Annotated in this window: 11 protein-coding genes and 2 riboswitches; of the genes, 8 read left to right on the plus strand and 3 right to left on the minus strand. The window is 67.9% G+C overall.

Annotation, left to right across the window (positions count from 1 at the left end):
- The first annotated feature begins 210 nt into the window (after positions 1-210).
- Positions 211-1,353 (plus strand): NAD(P)/FAD-dependent oxidoreductase, encoded by a 1,143-nt coding sequence (locus AC1DR1_RS12025; protein ID WP_476992644.1) that lies wholly within the window; start codon positions 211-213, stop codon positions 1,351-1,353.
- Between the two features lie 11 nt (positions 1,354-1,364).
- Complete coding sequence (locus AC1DR1_RS12030) at positions 1,365-2,594, plus strand: amidohydrolase family protein (protein WP_476992645.1); 1,230 nt, start codon at positions 1,365-1,367, stop codon at positions 2,592-2,594.
- 47 nt (positions 2,595-2,641) lie between these two features.
- Here AC1DR1_RS12030 and AC1DR1_RS12035 read toward each other — a convergent pair whose 3' ends face one another.
- Positions 2,642-3,322, minus strand: coding sequence for a histidine phosphatase family protein (locus AC1DR1_RS12035; protein WP_476992646.1), 681 nt, complete (start codon positions 3,320-3,322; stop codon positions 2,642-2,644).
- A gap of 99 nt (positions 3,323-3,421) precedes the next feature.
- Between AC1DR1_RS12035 and AC1DR1_RS12040 the strand changes: the two genes are divergently transcribed.
- Entirely contained in the window at positions 3,422-4,189 is a 768-nt protein-coding gene (locus tag AC1DR1_RS12040; protein WP_229993760.1) for a CPBP family intramembrane glutamic endopeptidase, read from the plus strand.
- Positions 4,190-4,286: 97 nt separating this feature from the next.
- Here AC1DR1_RS12040 and AC1DR1_RS12045 read toward each other — a convergent pair whose 3' ends face one another.
- Entirely contained in the window at positions 4,287-4,925 is a 639-nt protein-coding gene (locus AC1DR1_RS12045; protein WP_229993759.1) for a VOC family protein, read from the minus strand.
- Positions 4,926-5,094: 169 nt separating this feature from the next.
- Positions 5,095-5,210: riboswitch (SAM riboswitch) on the plus strand.
- Between the two features lie 62 nt (positions 5,211-5,272).
- Here AC1DR1_RS12045 and AC1DR1_RS12050 point away from each other — a divergent pair.
- From AC1DR1_RS12050 to AC1DR1_RS12060, 3 genes are all read left to right on the plus strand, one after another.
- Positions 5,273-6,589 (plus strand): bifunctional o-acetylhomoserine/o-acetylserine sulfhydrylase, encoded by a 1,317-nt coding sequence (locus AC1DR1_RS12050; protein ID WP_476992647.1) that lies wholly within the window; start codon positions 5,273-5,275, stop codon positions 6,587-6,589.
- 115 nt (positions 6,590-6,704) lie between these two features.
- A riboswitch (SAM riboswitch) is annotated at positions 6,705-6,820 on the plus strand.
- Between the two features lie 11 nt (positions 6,821-6,831).
- Entirely contained in the window at positions 6,832-7,971 is a 1,140-nt protein-coding gene (gene metX, locus AC1DR1_RS12055; protein WP_476992648.1) for a homoserine O-acetyltransferase MetX, read from the plus strand.
- Positions 7,972-8,137: 166 nt separating this feature from the next.
- The gene (locus tag AC1DR1_RS12060) at positions 8,138-9,517 is read left to right on the plus strand and encodes an MFS transporter (RefSeq protein ID WP_229993756.1); all 1,380 of its coding nucleotides are present in this window, start codon (positions 8,138-8,140) and stop codon (positions 9,515-9,517) included.
- A 91-nt stretch (positions 9,518-9,608) separates the two neighbouring features.
- Here the strand turns inward: AC1DR1_RS12060 and AC1DR1_RS12065 are convergent, their stop codons facing one another.
- Positions 9,609-10,508: a LysR family transcriptional regulator gene (locus AC1DR1_RS12065; RefSeq protein ID WP_229993787.1), complete on the minus strand. Its 900-nt coding sequence runs from the start codon at positions 10,506-10,508 to the stop codon at positions 9,609-9,611.
- Positions 10,509-10,712: 204 nt separating this feature from the next.
- Here AC1DR1_RS12065 and mmsB point away from each other — a divergent pair, with 204 nt between their 5' ends.
- Positions 10,713-11,615 (plus strand): 3-hydroxyisobutyrate dehydrogenase, encoded by a 903-nt coding sequence (gene mmsB, locus AC1DR1_RS12070; protein ID WP_229993755.1) that lies wholly within the window; start codon positions 10,713-10,715, stop codon positions 11,613-11,615.
- Between the two features lie 77 nt (positions 11,616-11,692).
- Entirely contained in the window at positions 11,693-13,177 is a 1,485-nt protein-coding gene (locus tag AC1DR1_RS12075; protein WP_229993754.1) for a CoA-acylating methylmalonate-semialdehyde dehydrogenase, read from the plus strand.
- Positions 13,178-13,247: the final 70 nt, after the last annotated feature.

The raw sequence follows: 13,247 nt of genomic DNA on the forward strand, positions 1-13,247 counted from the left end.
CAACGAAGGGTATGTCCCGGGCCGGCACGCGGCAACGGGGGACATGTCCAGGGATGCGGACCGGGGAAGGGCATGTCCCGGGCCGGCAYGCGGCAACGGGGGACATGTCCAGGGATGCGGACCGGGGAAGGGCATGTCCCGGGCCGGCATGCGGCCGCGCTGGCGCAGGTGTTGGAGCCGCCTGACGCCACAATCTGCAAGGATGGGACCATGTCAGCTCATTACGATGTCGTAATTGTCGGCGGCGGTATCGCCGGCCTGTCCCTTGCCTCCACCCTGGCCGGGCAATGCAGCGTGGCCCTGATCGAAGCCGAGCAGACCCTGGCCTACCACACCTCGGCCCGCTCGGCCCGGCAACTGATTCCCAGCTACGGCCCGCCCGTGGTCCAGGAACTGACCGTCCGGACCCTGGACCTCATCGCGGCCCAGGACGCCGAACGTCCGGAACCGGTGCTCACGCCGCGCAGCTTCATGCTGATCGGGGACGACGCCACCGTCCGGGCGGAGGCCAGCGGCCACATGCGCCCCATCACCCACGCCGAGGCGCTGGAGCTGTGCCCCGCCCTTGTCCCGGAATCCTTCAGCGCCGCCGGCCTGGACACGGGATCCTTCGCCTGCAACGCCCCCGTCCTGCTCGAGGACCACCGGCGCCGTGCCGAGGCCGGCGGCGTGGACATCATCACCGGCGCCAGGGTCCATTCGGCCCAGCGGCTCGGCACCGGCTGGGAACTGGGTGCCGGGCAGGAAGGCTTCCAGTCCGCCGTCGTGGTCAACGCCGCCGGCGCCTGGGCAGACGAACTCGCTGTCCTCAGCGGCGTCGAGAAGCTGGGCCTGCAGCCGTACCGGCGCACCGCGGCGATCGTCGACGTCGGGAATCCCCTCCCGGAGGCCTGCCCGATGGTGGCGGCGGCCGATGACAGCTTCTATTTCCGGCCCGACGACGGCCAGGTCCTGATCTCGCCCGCCGAACACGTGCCCAGCGGGCCCGAGGACGCCCGGCCCTATCCCGGCGACATCGAACGGCTCGTCGCCCGGCTCAACACGATCACGACACTCGGGATCCGGGGCGTCCGCACGGCCTGGACGGGGCTGCGGACGGAGGCTGCCGACGGCGTCCCCGTGGTGGGGTTCGACGCCGAGGCCACCGGATTCTTCTGGCTCGCCGGCCAGGGCGGGTACGGATTCCAGACCTCATCCGGTATCGCGGAACTGGCCGCCGGGCTGATCCTGGCCGGCCAGGGATACGCAGCCGCGGCCGCAGCTGCCCCGGCTGTGCCCTCCGCGCGGGACACTAGTCCGGCATCCCGGACAGCGGAGGCGCTGGCCGCAACCCGCTGGTCCATCCGGCGCTGAAGAATGGATCCATGAGCACCCTCATCACCAATATCGCCGAACTGATGACCCAGGACGCGGAACACCGCGTCCTCCGCGACGCGGCGGTGGTGATCGAGGGGGAGCGGATTTCCTGGCTCGGCCCCGCGGCGGACGCTCCGGCGGCCGACGAAGCCGTGGACGCCGGGGGCCGGGCGCTCCTGCCGGGCTGGGTCGATTCGCACACGCACCTGATCTTCGCAGGGGACCGCACGGCCGAGTTCGAGGCCCGGATGGCGGGGGAGAGCTACAGCGCCGGCGGGATCGCCGTGACCACCGGTGCCACCCGGAGCACGAGCGACTTCGACCTCACCCGGCTGGCGATGGGCCGCGTCGCGGAGGCCGTGTCACAGGGCACCACCTACCTGGAGACCAAAACAGGCTACGGCCTGGACCTCGAGAACGAGGCCCGCAGCGCCCGCATCGCCTCTACCGTGGCGGACGAGGTGACCTACCTTGGGGCGCACCTCGTGCCCGCCGGGATGGACGCAGAGGACTACACCGAGCTGGTCTGCGGGCCGATGCTCACCGCGGTCCGGCCCTACGTCCGCTGGGCCGACGTCTTCTGCGAGCAGGGCGCCTTCAACGAGGACCAGTCCCGCCGGGTGCTCCTGGCCTGCAAGGCGGCCGGGCTGGGGCTGCGGGTCCACGGCAACCAGCTCGGGGAGGGTCCCGGCGTCCGGCTGGCCGTGGAAGTCGGTGCCGCGAGCGTGGACCACGTGAACTACCTTTCTGCTGCGGACGTCGACGCGCTCGCCGCCAGCTGGTCCGGCTGGGACGGCGGCGGCAACGGCACGCCTGGAGCCGGGCAGCGCGGCACGGTGGCCACCTGCCTTCCGGCCTGCGATCTTTCCACCCGGCAGCCGCTGGCCCCCGGCCGGGAGCTGCTCGACGCGGGCGTGCAGCTGGCGCTGGCGTCCAACTGCAACCCCGGCACGTCCTACACGAGCTCCATGGCCTTCTGCGTCACCACCGCCGTGCTGCAGATGCGCCTCAGCGTCCATGAGGCGGTGCGCGCCGCGACCTACGGCGGCGCCCTGGCCCTGGGCCGGGAGTCCGGGAAGGACGTCGACGGCGAACGCGCGGTGGGCTCGATCGCCGTCGGACACCGCGCGGACCTGCACCTGCTCAACGCGCCTTCCGCCACGCACCTGGCCTACCGGCCCGGCATCCCCCTGACGCACGCGGTGTGGCGGGCCGGCGCAGCGCAGCCGGTCCGTTAGCCAGGCCGTCCGTTAGCCAGGCGGCTCTCTGATCCGGCTCGAGCCGGTTAGAACACCATGGGCGGAGCGTCGAGGACGGTCTCGTCCACGCGCCTCTTCTCCCACTGCGTGAACGGCTTGTCGAGCTCGTACTTGCCGCGCGAGGTGCGCAGCAGGGTGCGGACCTCGGCGTTTTCCGGGTTGTTCAAGGACTCGAAATATTCCACCGACCAGTGGAACCAGCGCATGCAGAACAGCCGCATGGTCAGCCCGTGCGTCACGAACAGCGCGTTCGGGGCATAGCTGGGCTTCGACCAGTGCCGGTGAAGGGTTTCCATGAAGGAGGAAATCCTGTCGTATACATCCGAACCGGACTCGCCCTCGCGGAAGCGGTAGAAGAAGTGCCCGTAGGCGTTGCGGAGCTCCTTCTGGTCCTCGATGTCGCCGGCGATCTGAAAGTTGGCCCAGTCCTGTTCGCGCAGGCGCGGTTCCTCGATCACCCGCTCCACGAGGGGACCGAGGTTGAGCGCCTCGAGGGTCTGGTAGGCGCGCAGGTACGGGGAGACGTAGACGCACACCGGACGGCCGCCCAGCTGGCGCCGGACCTCCTCCCCGGCCGCGGTGGCCTGCTCCAGGCCCAGGGGTGTCAACGGGATCCGGTAGTCCGGAACACGGTTGTAGATCGAGGTATCGGCATTGGCGGCAGACTGGCCGTGCCGGATCATGATGATTTTCCGGGGCGCACTCATAATCCCCAAGCATAGGGCTCCCAAAAGCCGGTGGCACCGGCGCGGCCGGCACCACGCGGGCACCAGCAAACAATCGGCAACTGCAGGCAAGATAGGAACATGTTGGTTCCCTCCCGCCGTCGGCTGCGGTTCGAAATGTTGATTGTCCTGGGCCTGTCGCTGGGGCAGTCCGCGGTCTACTCCCTGGTGCAGTTGCTGGACAAGATGACCACGGCGCCACTGGCCCAAGGGACGTCCACGCTGAACCGTTCGCAGAGCCCGCGCGAATACTTCGACCTCACCTACCAGATGCTGGACATCTTCTTCGCGCTGGTCCCGGTGGCCCTGGTGATCTACTTCCTCACCGAACACTGGCCGGCCGGAGAGCGCGGAACCTCGGCGTTCCGAAAGATCGGCTTCGACTTCGCCCGGCCCGGCAAGGACCTCCTGCAGGGGCTGGGGCTCGCCGCGCTCATCGGCATTCCGTCCCTGGGACTCTACGCTGCCGGCCGGGCGCTGGGGATCACGACGTCGATCATCCCCAGCGCGCTGGATCCGTACTGGTGGACGGTGCCGGTACTGGTCCTGTCCGCGATCCGGCACGGGATCGTGGAGGAAGTGATTGTGGTGGGCTACCTGCTGGACCGGCTCGGGAAACTGGGCTGGGGCATGCCGGCGGCCATCGCCGCCAGCGCCCTGCTCCGCGGCAGCTACCACCTGTACCAGGGGTTCGGGCCGTTCATCGGCAACGCGATAATGGGCGTCGTCTTCGCGCTGGTCTACACGCGGACCAAACGGGTGATGCCGCTCGTGATCGCCCACGCCATCCTGGACACCGTGGCGTTCGTGGGATTCAGCCTGTTCGGCAAGGCCGTGGGCCTGGGCTGAGTACCTGGCCGGCCTTTAAATGATCTCGGCCGCCATCTCCTAGGTGACATCGTTGGCACCTAAGAGATGGCGGCCGAAGCGTGGGGCAGGTGGAGCGTTAGATCGTGACCGCTCCGGAGGCGGTCTCGAAGGTGACAGAGAGGATGCCCGGAGTACCGTGCGGCGCGATCCAGTTCACGGCAACGTCTTCCAGCGGCTTTTCAACCGGCTCGCCCAGCCATTCCGTCACGCGCGCTGCCGAACCGGCAATGGTCAGTGCGGACATCTTGACTTCGCTCGCGTAGGCGTTGGACGGGTGCAGCTCCGGGTCGCCCTCCCATTTGAGCATGTAGGGCACCTGGGGGTCGGCGATGAGCCCCAGGATGCCGATCTGCTTCCAGACCAGTTCGCGGCCGTCCGGAAACTTCCGGTTGCCGTTGACGGCCGCGCGGCCCAGCCGCTCCTCGAACGGGGCGAGATCGTCAACCTCGACGCACCAGCCCATCCAGCCGCCGCCCGCTTCCGAGCGTGCCCGGACTGCCTGGCCGAACGGGGCCTTGTCCGATGCCGGGTGGTTCAGGACCTCCACGACTTCCAGGTACTTGTGTCCCGCGAGCGGGATAATCATGTTGCGTGTCCCGAAACGGGGGTGCACTCCACCCTTCACGGCTTCAACGCCGAGGGCAGACGCAATACGTTCAGTGGTGGCTGCCAAGCCATCGTGTTCACAGGCGTAAGAGACGTGATCCATGCGCATGCCATCATCTTGGCACTTTGTGATGGACCTCTCAGCTTAGGTTCCCCTAACCGTCATGGGATGTCCGACGGCGGCAGGCTCGGTGTCCCGGGAGGCGCCGCCACGGCAACCGTCTTCATCTTCGTCACAAAGCTTCCAGGGCTCCGCCGCCATTCCTACACTGAAGCCAGGTCATGAGTGCCAGCGCACAGCCCCGGCTTGCTGGCCGGCAACCCTCGTATCGCGGTGGGGTGCCCCGGGTGAGGACCTGGCCGTCCGGCGCCCGCCGGAGGGCAAGCGCGGCGCCTGTGCCGGTCCGGGCCCAAAGCCCTGGCCGGTGCTGTGCCCGGTCCCTTTGAGGAGCATCAATGTCCAACGCCTGGTCCTTCGAAACCCGCCAGATCCACGCCGGCCAGGAGCCGGACAGCGCCACCGGTGCGCGGTCCCTGCCCATCTACCAGACGACGTCGTTCGTGTTCCCCAGCGCCGAAAGCGCCGCCAACCGCTTCGCACTCGCCGAACTCGCCCCCATCTACACCCGGATCGGCAACCCCACCCAGGACGCCGTCGAGCAGCGCGTGGCCAGCCTGGAAGGCGGCCTCGCGGCCCTGCTGCTCAGCTCCGGCCAGGCCGCGGAGACCTTCGCGATCCTCAACGTCGCCGAGGCCGGGGACCATGTGGTGGCCAGCCCCAGCCTCTACGGCGGAACCTACAACCTGCTCGCCCACACGCTGAAGAAATTCGGCATCTCCGTGACCTTCGTGGAGGACCCGGACAACCTGGACCAGTGGCGGGACGCCGTCCGGCCCAACACCAAGCTGTTCTTCGGCGAAGTGGTCTCCAACCCCCGCCAGGACGTCCTGGACATCGAGGGCATCTCCGATGTGGCGCACGAGGCCGGGGTGCCGCTGATCGTCGACAACACGCTCTCCACCCCGTACCTGATCCGGCCCATCGAGTGGGGCGCGGACATCGTGGTCCACTCCGCCACCAAGTACCTCGGCGGCCATGGCGCCGCGATCGCCGGCGTGATCGTGGACTCCGGCAACTTCGACTTCGGCAAGGACCCGGAGCGGTTCCCCGGTTTCAACACCCCGGACCCTACCTACAACGGCCTGGTCTACGCCCGCGATCTCGGTGCGGAGGGGGCGCTGGGCGCGAACCTTTCCTACATCCTCAAGGCCCGCGTCCAGCTCCTGCGCGACCTCGGCTCCGCCGTGTCCCCGTTCAACGCCTTCCTCATCGCCCAGGGCATCGAAACGCTGAGCCTGCGCGTCGAACGCCACGTAGCCAACGCCACCAAGGTGGCGCACTGGCTGGAGGCAAGGGACGACGTCGAATCGGTCGCCTACGCCGGGCTGCCGTCCAGCCCCTGGTACGAGCGAGGCCGCAAGTACGGGCCCAAGGGGACCGGCGCCGTCGTGGCGTTCAACATCGCCGGGGGAGCCGAGGCCGGCAAGCGGTTCGTCGATGCGCTCGAACTGCACTCGCACGTCGCGAACATCGGCGATGTCCGTTCCCTGGTGATCCACCCGGCGTCGACCACCCACAGCCAGCTCTCGCCCGAGCAGCAGGCGATCGCCGGCGTCAATCAGGGGCTGGTGCGGCTTTCGGTGGGCCTGGAACACATCGACGACATCCTCGCGGACCTCGACGCCGGATTCCGCGCGGCCAAGGGCGCCTAGGCACGCAGGGCGGCCGACGGCCGGTGTCCCCTCGACGGGACGGCCGGCCGCCGGGCTGTCACATGGAAGTCACAATCTTCGTGATTTCCGCCCCCTGTTTCGTAGACTCGTACCAGGTCATGAGTGCCAGTGACAGCCCCGGCTTGCTGGCCGGCAACCCTCCTTTTGCGGCGGGGTGCCCCGGGTGAAGACCTGGCCTGCCGGTCAGCTGACGGCAGGCAAGCGCGAAGATAGGTCCTCACATGACGATTGCCGTCACCCGCACGGGTGCTCCCGAAACCAAGCCATCCCGCAACCCGGACGGGACCGTCCAGTACGTCCGGATCGGCGACCTGCAGCTCGAATCAGGGATTCCGCTGCCGGATGTGGTCCTCGCCTACGAGACGTGGGGGACCCTGAACGCGGACGCCTCCAACGCCGTCCTCATAGAACACGCCCTGACCGGCGACACGCACGTGACCCGCGGCGACAGCGAGGAACCCGGCTGGTGGGAACAGCTCGCCGGACCCGGGGCTCCCGTGGACACGGACAAGTACTTCGTCGTTTCAATCAACATCCTGGGCGGCTGCCACGGTTCCACGGGACCCTCCACCCCGGCCCCCGACGGGCGCCCCTGGGGATCGCGGTTCCCGCTCGTCACCCTGCGGGACACCGCCGCCGCCGAGGCGCGGCTGGCCGACGCCCTGGGCATCGGCACCTGGTATGCCGTGCTGGGCGGCTCACTCGGCGGCGCGCGCGCACTCGAATGGGCCGTCACGTTCCCCGGCCGGGTCCGGCGCTGCGCCGTGATTTCCGTCGGCGCCAGCAGCACGGCCGAACAGATTGCCTTCGCGCAGGCCCAGACCCTGGCCATCCGCCAGGACCCCCATTTCAACGGCGGAAATTACTACGGCGGCCCGGAACCCGAAGCAGGTCTCGCCCTCGCCCGCCGCATCGCGCACATCACCTACCGCTCGGCGGCCGAACTGGACGGCCGGTTTGGCCGGAACGCCCAGGAGTCCGAGGCGACCCTGGAAGCCGGGTCGCTGGCCGGACGCGGGCGCTTCCAGGTGGAAAGCTACCTGGACCACCAGGGCAGCAAACTGGTCCGGCGCTTTGACGCGAACAGCTACATCGCCATCACCGAAGCCCTCATGAGCCACGATGTCTGCCGGGGGCGCGGAAGCCTCGGGGAGGCCCTTGCTCCGGCCACCGCAGAGTTCCTGGTGGCGGCCGTGGACTCGGACCGCCTGTATTTCCCGGCCCAGTCCCGTCAACTGGCCGAGGCCTTGCCGGGCGGCCCGGAACTGCACATCATTGAAGCGCCGATCGGCCACGACGGCTTCCTGACCGAAATCGGCCAGCTCAGCGCCCAGCTGCGGGAGGCCTTCTTCGGCCACTAGACCACATCGGTTGTGCATTTTTGCAGACGCGCTCTGCACTAATGGCCGTTGATGCTCAGGGCGGGAGCGTCCATACTCATGGGGAATGACGCCATGTGCCCTACATCACGGGCGTCCTCAGCCCAATGGTCCACAGGGTGTCGACGGAGACACCGAAGGAGTCACGATGAGTACGGAAAACGCCGCGAGGCGCGCTGAAGAAACGGACGTCAAATCGTCCGGCCTGAAGAAGGTAGTCACGGCCTCCATGGCCGGCACGGTGGTTGAGTGGTATGAATTCTTCCTCTATGCCTCCGCCGCCACCCTTGTCTTCGGCAAGCTGTTCTTTCCCAATACCGGTTCGGAATTGGACGGCATCATTGCCGCGTTCGTCACCTATGCGGTCGGCTTTGTTGCCCGCCCCATCGGTGGCATCGTCTTCGGCCACTTCGGCGACAAGTTCGGCCGCAAGAAACTGCTCCAGCTGAGCATCATCCTTGTCGGCGTTGCCACCTTCGCGATGGGCTGCCTGCCGACTTTCCAGCAGATCGGCTACTGGGCCCCGGCCCTGCTGGTCTTCCTGCGCTTCGTCCAGGGCTTCGCCGTCGGCGGTGAGTGGGGCGGCGCAGTCCTCCTCGTTGCCGAGCACAGCCCGAGCAAGTCCCGCGGATTCTGGTCAAGCTGGCCGCAGTCGGCGGTTCCGATGGGCAACCTGCTGGCCACCGGTGTGCTGTTCACCCTGTCCGCCACGCTGTCCTCCGCCGAGTTCCTCAGCTGGGGCTGGCGTGTGGCCTTCTGGCTCTCTGCTGTGATCGTGATCGTCGGCTACTACATCCGCACTAAGGTCCAGGACGCCCCGATCTTCCTGGAGGCCCGCAAAGAGGTCACCGTTGAGAACAAGGGCTACGGCGTCGCCGAAGTCTTCCGCCGCTACCCGCGCGGCGTCTTCACCGCCATGGGTCTGCGCTTCGCGGAGAACATCCTCTACTATCTTGTGGTCACCTTCTCCATTACCTACCTGAAGGTGATTGTCCAGACGGACACCTCGCGGATCCTGCTGCTGCTGCTCGTTGCGCACCTGGTCCACTTCGCCGTGATCCCGATGGTCGGCAAGCTCTCGGACAACGTCGGCCGCAAACCGGTCTACATGGCCGGCGCTGTCCTCGGCGGCACGTGGGGCTTCTTCGCCTTCCCGATGATGGACACCAAGAACGACCTCGTCATCTTGGCCGCGATCACCATCGGTCTGCTGTTCCACGCGCTCATGTACGCCGGCCAGCCGGCACTCATGGCCGAAATGTTCCCGACCCGGATGCGCTACTCCGGTGTCTCGCTGGGCTACCAAGTCACCTCGATTGTGGCCGGTTCGCTGGCTCCGATCATCGCCGTCGCCTTGCTGAGCCAGTACAAGTCCTCCACGCCGGTGGCGATTTACCTCCTCGGCGCCTGTGTGGTCACGATGGTGGCCGTGTTCTTCCTCAAGGAAACCCGCGGCATCTCCCTGCGCGACGTCGACGCCGCCGATGCCCGTGGCACGGCCGATCTCCTCGCCGCCTCCAAGAAGTAACAACGGACTAACACGGCAACAGCCCGGGTCCCGCACTGCGGGGCCCGGGCTGTTGCGGTGTGTGCCGGCAGGCTCAGCCCKCCAGGGCGGCTCAGCCTGCCAGGACCGCCTGGCGGTCGGCAATCTCGGTCCGGATCGCCTCCAGCACGGCACGGACGGGGGCGGAACGCAGCGACTCGGGCCTGGCCACTGCCCAGATGGGCAGCTGGCGCTGGAAGTCGTCCGGCAGGACGGGCAGGAAATCGGGGCTTCCGGCCACCAGGAAGTTGGGGAGCAGGCCTATCCCGGCGCCCCGCCGGACGGCTTCGAGCTGGGCGAAGACGCTTGTGGCCTGGAAGCTGGACCGCGGCACCGGCAGCTGCGTGGAGCGGTGCCCCAGCTCGGCCACCTGGAGCGCCGATTCCACGTAGGAGACAAAGCCGTGCTGCCGGACGTCGTCGAGCGTTGCCGGAAGCCCGTGCTCCTGGGCATATCCGGGACTGGCGTACAGCCTGAGGAAATAGTTGCTCAGGAAGATGGCCTGGGCGTTTGCGGTGTCCATGTTGCCCACCACCACTTCCAGGTCCACGCCGGAGCGGTTTTGGCTCACCTTGCGTGTGGCGCTGAGCAGCTCAACGTTGAGCAGCGGATTCGCCCGCTGCAGCCGCACGAGGGCCGGGGCCAGGAATTCGGCGCCGAAGCCGTCCGGGGTGCTGATCCGGACAAGGCCGGAGACCACGTCGCCGGAGCGGGCAATGCTGCTGGACAGGGCACCGAGAGTGCCCTCGATGGCCTCCGCGGCCGCGACGGCCTGGCTGCCGAGCTCGGTCAGCTCCCAGCCGTGCGGGCTGCGTTCCAGCGTCCGGCCGCCGAGCTGCTTGTCCAGGGCCAGGACGCGGCGGGAGATGGTGGTGTGCGTGGTGCCGAGCGTCTCCGCCACCGCGTTGAACCGGCCCAGCCGCGCCACGGTCAGCAGGATCAGCAGGTCATCGGGGCTCGGAAGCCGGCGCAGGTCCACTTTTGTCCCCTCTTCAGCGAGTGTCGTCAACGGATACCGGGAGGCAGCGCCGCCAGTGTGCATTTGTGCACATGGCATCTGTGATTTTTTCCCTTGATTGCACTCTATCAGGGGTGTGATGGTGGACACAGGGATGCCGGGGGTTTCGGCTTTCAGCCCGGAGCGCCCGGCAGCACATCAAGCAAAGGAGCTAAAGCCATGGCAGTCATCGCCTGGATCGGACTCGGAAACATGGGCGGGTCCATGTCCGTCAACCTCTCGAACGCCGGACATGAGGTCCGCGGCTTCGATCTCAACACCGCAGCCGTTGCTGCCGCCGAGGCCGGGGGAGTCAAGGCCGCAGGCAGCATCGCCGAGGCCGTCGACGGCGCCGACGTCGTCTTCACCATGCTCCCCAAGGGCGAGCACGCCCGCGCCGTGTATCTGGGCGAGGACGGCGTCCTGGCCCACGCGGACACCCGGACCCTGCTGGTGGATTCCTCCACGATCGATATTGCCTCCGCGCAGGCCCTGCACGACGCCGCCGCTGCCGCCGGCTTCCGCTTTGTCGACGCGCCCGTCTCGGGCGGCATGAGCGGCGCAAAGGCCGCCACCTTGACGTTCATGATCGGCGGCGAGGCCGGCGCCGTTGCCGAGGCCACCGAATACATCCGCCCCATGGCGGCGAACATCATCCCCACCGGCGGCGCCACCACCGGCCAGGCCGCGAAGATCTGCAACAACCTCATGCTCTTCATCAACCTCGCCTCCACCGCCGAGGGCGCAGTCCTCGCCGACCGCCTCGGCCTGGACAAGCAGGTCTTCTGGGACATCGCGTCGGTCTCCTCCGGCGACAGCTGGGCGCTGCGCACCTGGTACCCCGTGGCCGGTGTCGTGCCCACCGCGGCATCCAACAACGACTTCGCCCCGACCTTCACCACGGAGCTGGCCAACAAAGACATTGGCCTGGCCATCAGCGCCGCGCGCGACACCGGCACCCCGCTGGAAATCGGCGAGCACGTCCAGCAGCTCTTCCAGCGGCTCATCGACTCCGGCCAATCCGGCCAGGACTGCTCGATGATCGTCAAGCTCGTCGACGGCACGCTCGACCCCGCCAACTAGGCGCCCTGCCCAACAGCACGCAATCCTTCAGGGCCCACAACTTCACGGCCCTGCCCTTCACGAAAGAGACCCACCCCATGGAACGCATTCCGCACTACATCAACGGCGCCCTGATTTCCGACGCCGAGCGCTTCGGTCCCGTCTTCAACCCCGCCACCGGCGAGCAGGAGAAAGAGGTCGCCCTGGCCTCCGCCGCCCGCGTCGAGGAGGCCGTCGCGGCCGCCCGCGCCGCCCTGCCCGGCTGGCGCGCCACGAGCCTCGCCAAGCGCACCGGCATTTTCTTCAAGGTCCGTGAACTGCTCATGCAGCGCCGGCCCGAACTGGCGGCCCTGCTGACCAGCGAGCACGGCAAGGTCCTCTCGGATGCGGAAGGTGAAATCACCCGCGGCCTGGAGAACATCGAATTCGCCACCGGGCTGGCCCACATGCTTAAGGGCGAGCGCTCCGAGCAGGTCTCCGGCGGCGTCGATGTCCACTCGGTCCGCCAGCCGGTCGGCGTCGTCGCCTGCATCACGCCGTTCAACTTCCCCGCCATGGTGCCGTTGTGGATGATCGGCAGCGCCCTGGCCTGCGGCAACACCGTGTTGCTCAAGCCCAGCGAAAAGGACCCGTCCTCCGCCATCTTCATCGCCCAGATCTTCGCCGAGGCCGGACTGCCGGCGGGTGTGCTCAACGTGGTCCACGGCGACAAGGAGGCCGTGGACGTCCTGCTGGAACACCCGGACGTCAAGGCGATCAGCTTTGTCGGCTCGACGCCGATCGCGCAGTCCATCTACCAGCGCGCCGCCGATCACGGCAAGCGCGTCCAGGCCCTGGGAGGCGCGAAGAACCACATGGTGGTCCTGCCCGATGCGGACCTCAACATGGCCGCGGACGCCGCTGTCTCGGCCGCCTACGGTTCCGCCGGGGAGCGCTGCATGGCAGTCAGTGTCCTGGTCGCCGTCGGCAGCATCGCCGATGAACTGGTGGACGCGATCAGCACCCGCATGGCCACGCTAACCATCGGCCCGGGCACGGACCCGGCCTCCCAGATGGGCCCACTCATCACAGCCGAGCACCGTGACAAGGTGGCCTCCTACGTTGCCGGCGCGGCCAACGAAGGCGCCACCGTGGTGGTGGACGGCCGCGAGCACGAATTCGACTCCAACGGCTTCTTCATCGGCGTGAGCCTGATCGACCACGTCAAGCCCGGCATGAAGGTCTACGACGACGAGATCTTCGGCCCCGTCCTCTCAGTGGTCCGTGTCGAGACGTACGCCGACGCCGTGAAGCTGGTCAACGACAACGAGTTCGGCAACGGCGTGGCGATCTTCACCCGCGACGGCGGCGCCGCCCGGCAGTTCGAATTCGACGTCGAGGCCGGCATGGTGGGCGTCAACGTGCCCATCCCGGTGCCGGTGGGCACGTTCTCCTTCGGCGGCTGGAAGAATTCCCTCTTCGGCGACACCCACATGTACGGCCCGGAGAGCATCCGCTTCTACACCCGCGGCAAGGTTGTCACCACCCGCTGGCCGGACCCGTCCACCTCGGTGATCGACCTCGGCTTCCCCCAGGTCGACTGACACTTCACCGCTCCAAGCAACGCGGGGTCACTTCGCGCCCATCCGGCACCGGATCATGGGCCGCAAGTGG

This window comes from Arthrobacter sp. P4_F10, assembly GCF_056401435.1.

Excerpts from the sequence above, each read along its gene's own strand:
- AC1DR1_RS12025 (WP_476992644.1), top strand. The coding sequence starts at position 211 with ATGTCAGCTCATTACGATGTCGTAATTGTCGGCGGCGGTATCGCCGGC.
- AC1DR1_RS12030 (WP_476992645.1), top strand. The coding sequence starts at position 1,365 with ATGAGCACCCTCATCACCAATATCGCCGAACTGATGACCCAGGACGCG.
- AC1DR1_RS12035 (WP_476992646.1), bottom strand. The coding sequence starts at position 3,322 with ATGAGTGCGCCCCGGAAAATCATCATGATCCGGCACGGCCAGTCTGCC.
- AC1DR1_RS12040 (WP_229993760.1), top strand. The coding sequence starts at position 3,422 with ATGTTGGTTCCCTCCCGCCGTCGGCTGCGGTTCGAAATGTTGATTGTC.
- AC1DR1_RS12045 (WP_229993759.1), bottom strand. The coding sequence starts at position 4,925 with ATGCGCATGGATCACGTCTCTTACGCCTGTGAACACGATGGCTTGGCA.
- AC1DR1_RS12050 (WP_476992647.1), top strand. The coding sequence starts at position 5,273 with ATGTCCAACGCCTGGTCCTTCGAAACCCGCCAGATCCACGCCGGCCAG.
- metX (WP_476992648.1), top strand. The coding sequence starts at position 6,832 with ATGACGATTGCCGTCACCCGCACGGGTGCTCCCGAAACCAAGCCATCC.
- AC1DR1_RS12060 (WP_229993756.1), top strand. The coding sequence starts at position 8,138 with ATGAGTACGGAAAACGCCGCGAGGCGCGCTGAAGAAACGGACGTCAAA.
- mmsB (WP_229993755.1), top strand. The coding sequence starts at position 10,713 with ATGGCAGTCATCGCCTGGATCGGACTCGGAAACATGGGCGGGTCCATG.
- AC1DR1_RS12075 (WP_229993754.1), top strand. The coding sequence starts at position 11,693 with ATGGAACGCATTCCGCACTACATCAACGGCGCCCTGATTTCCGACGCC.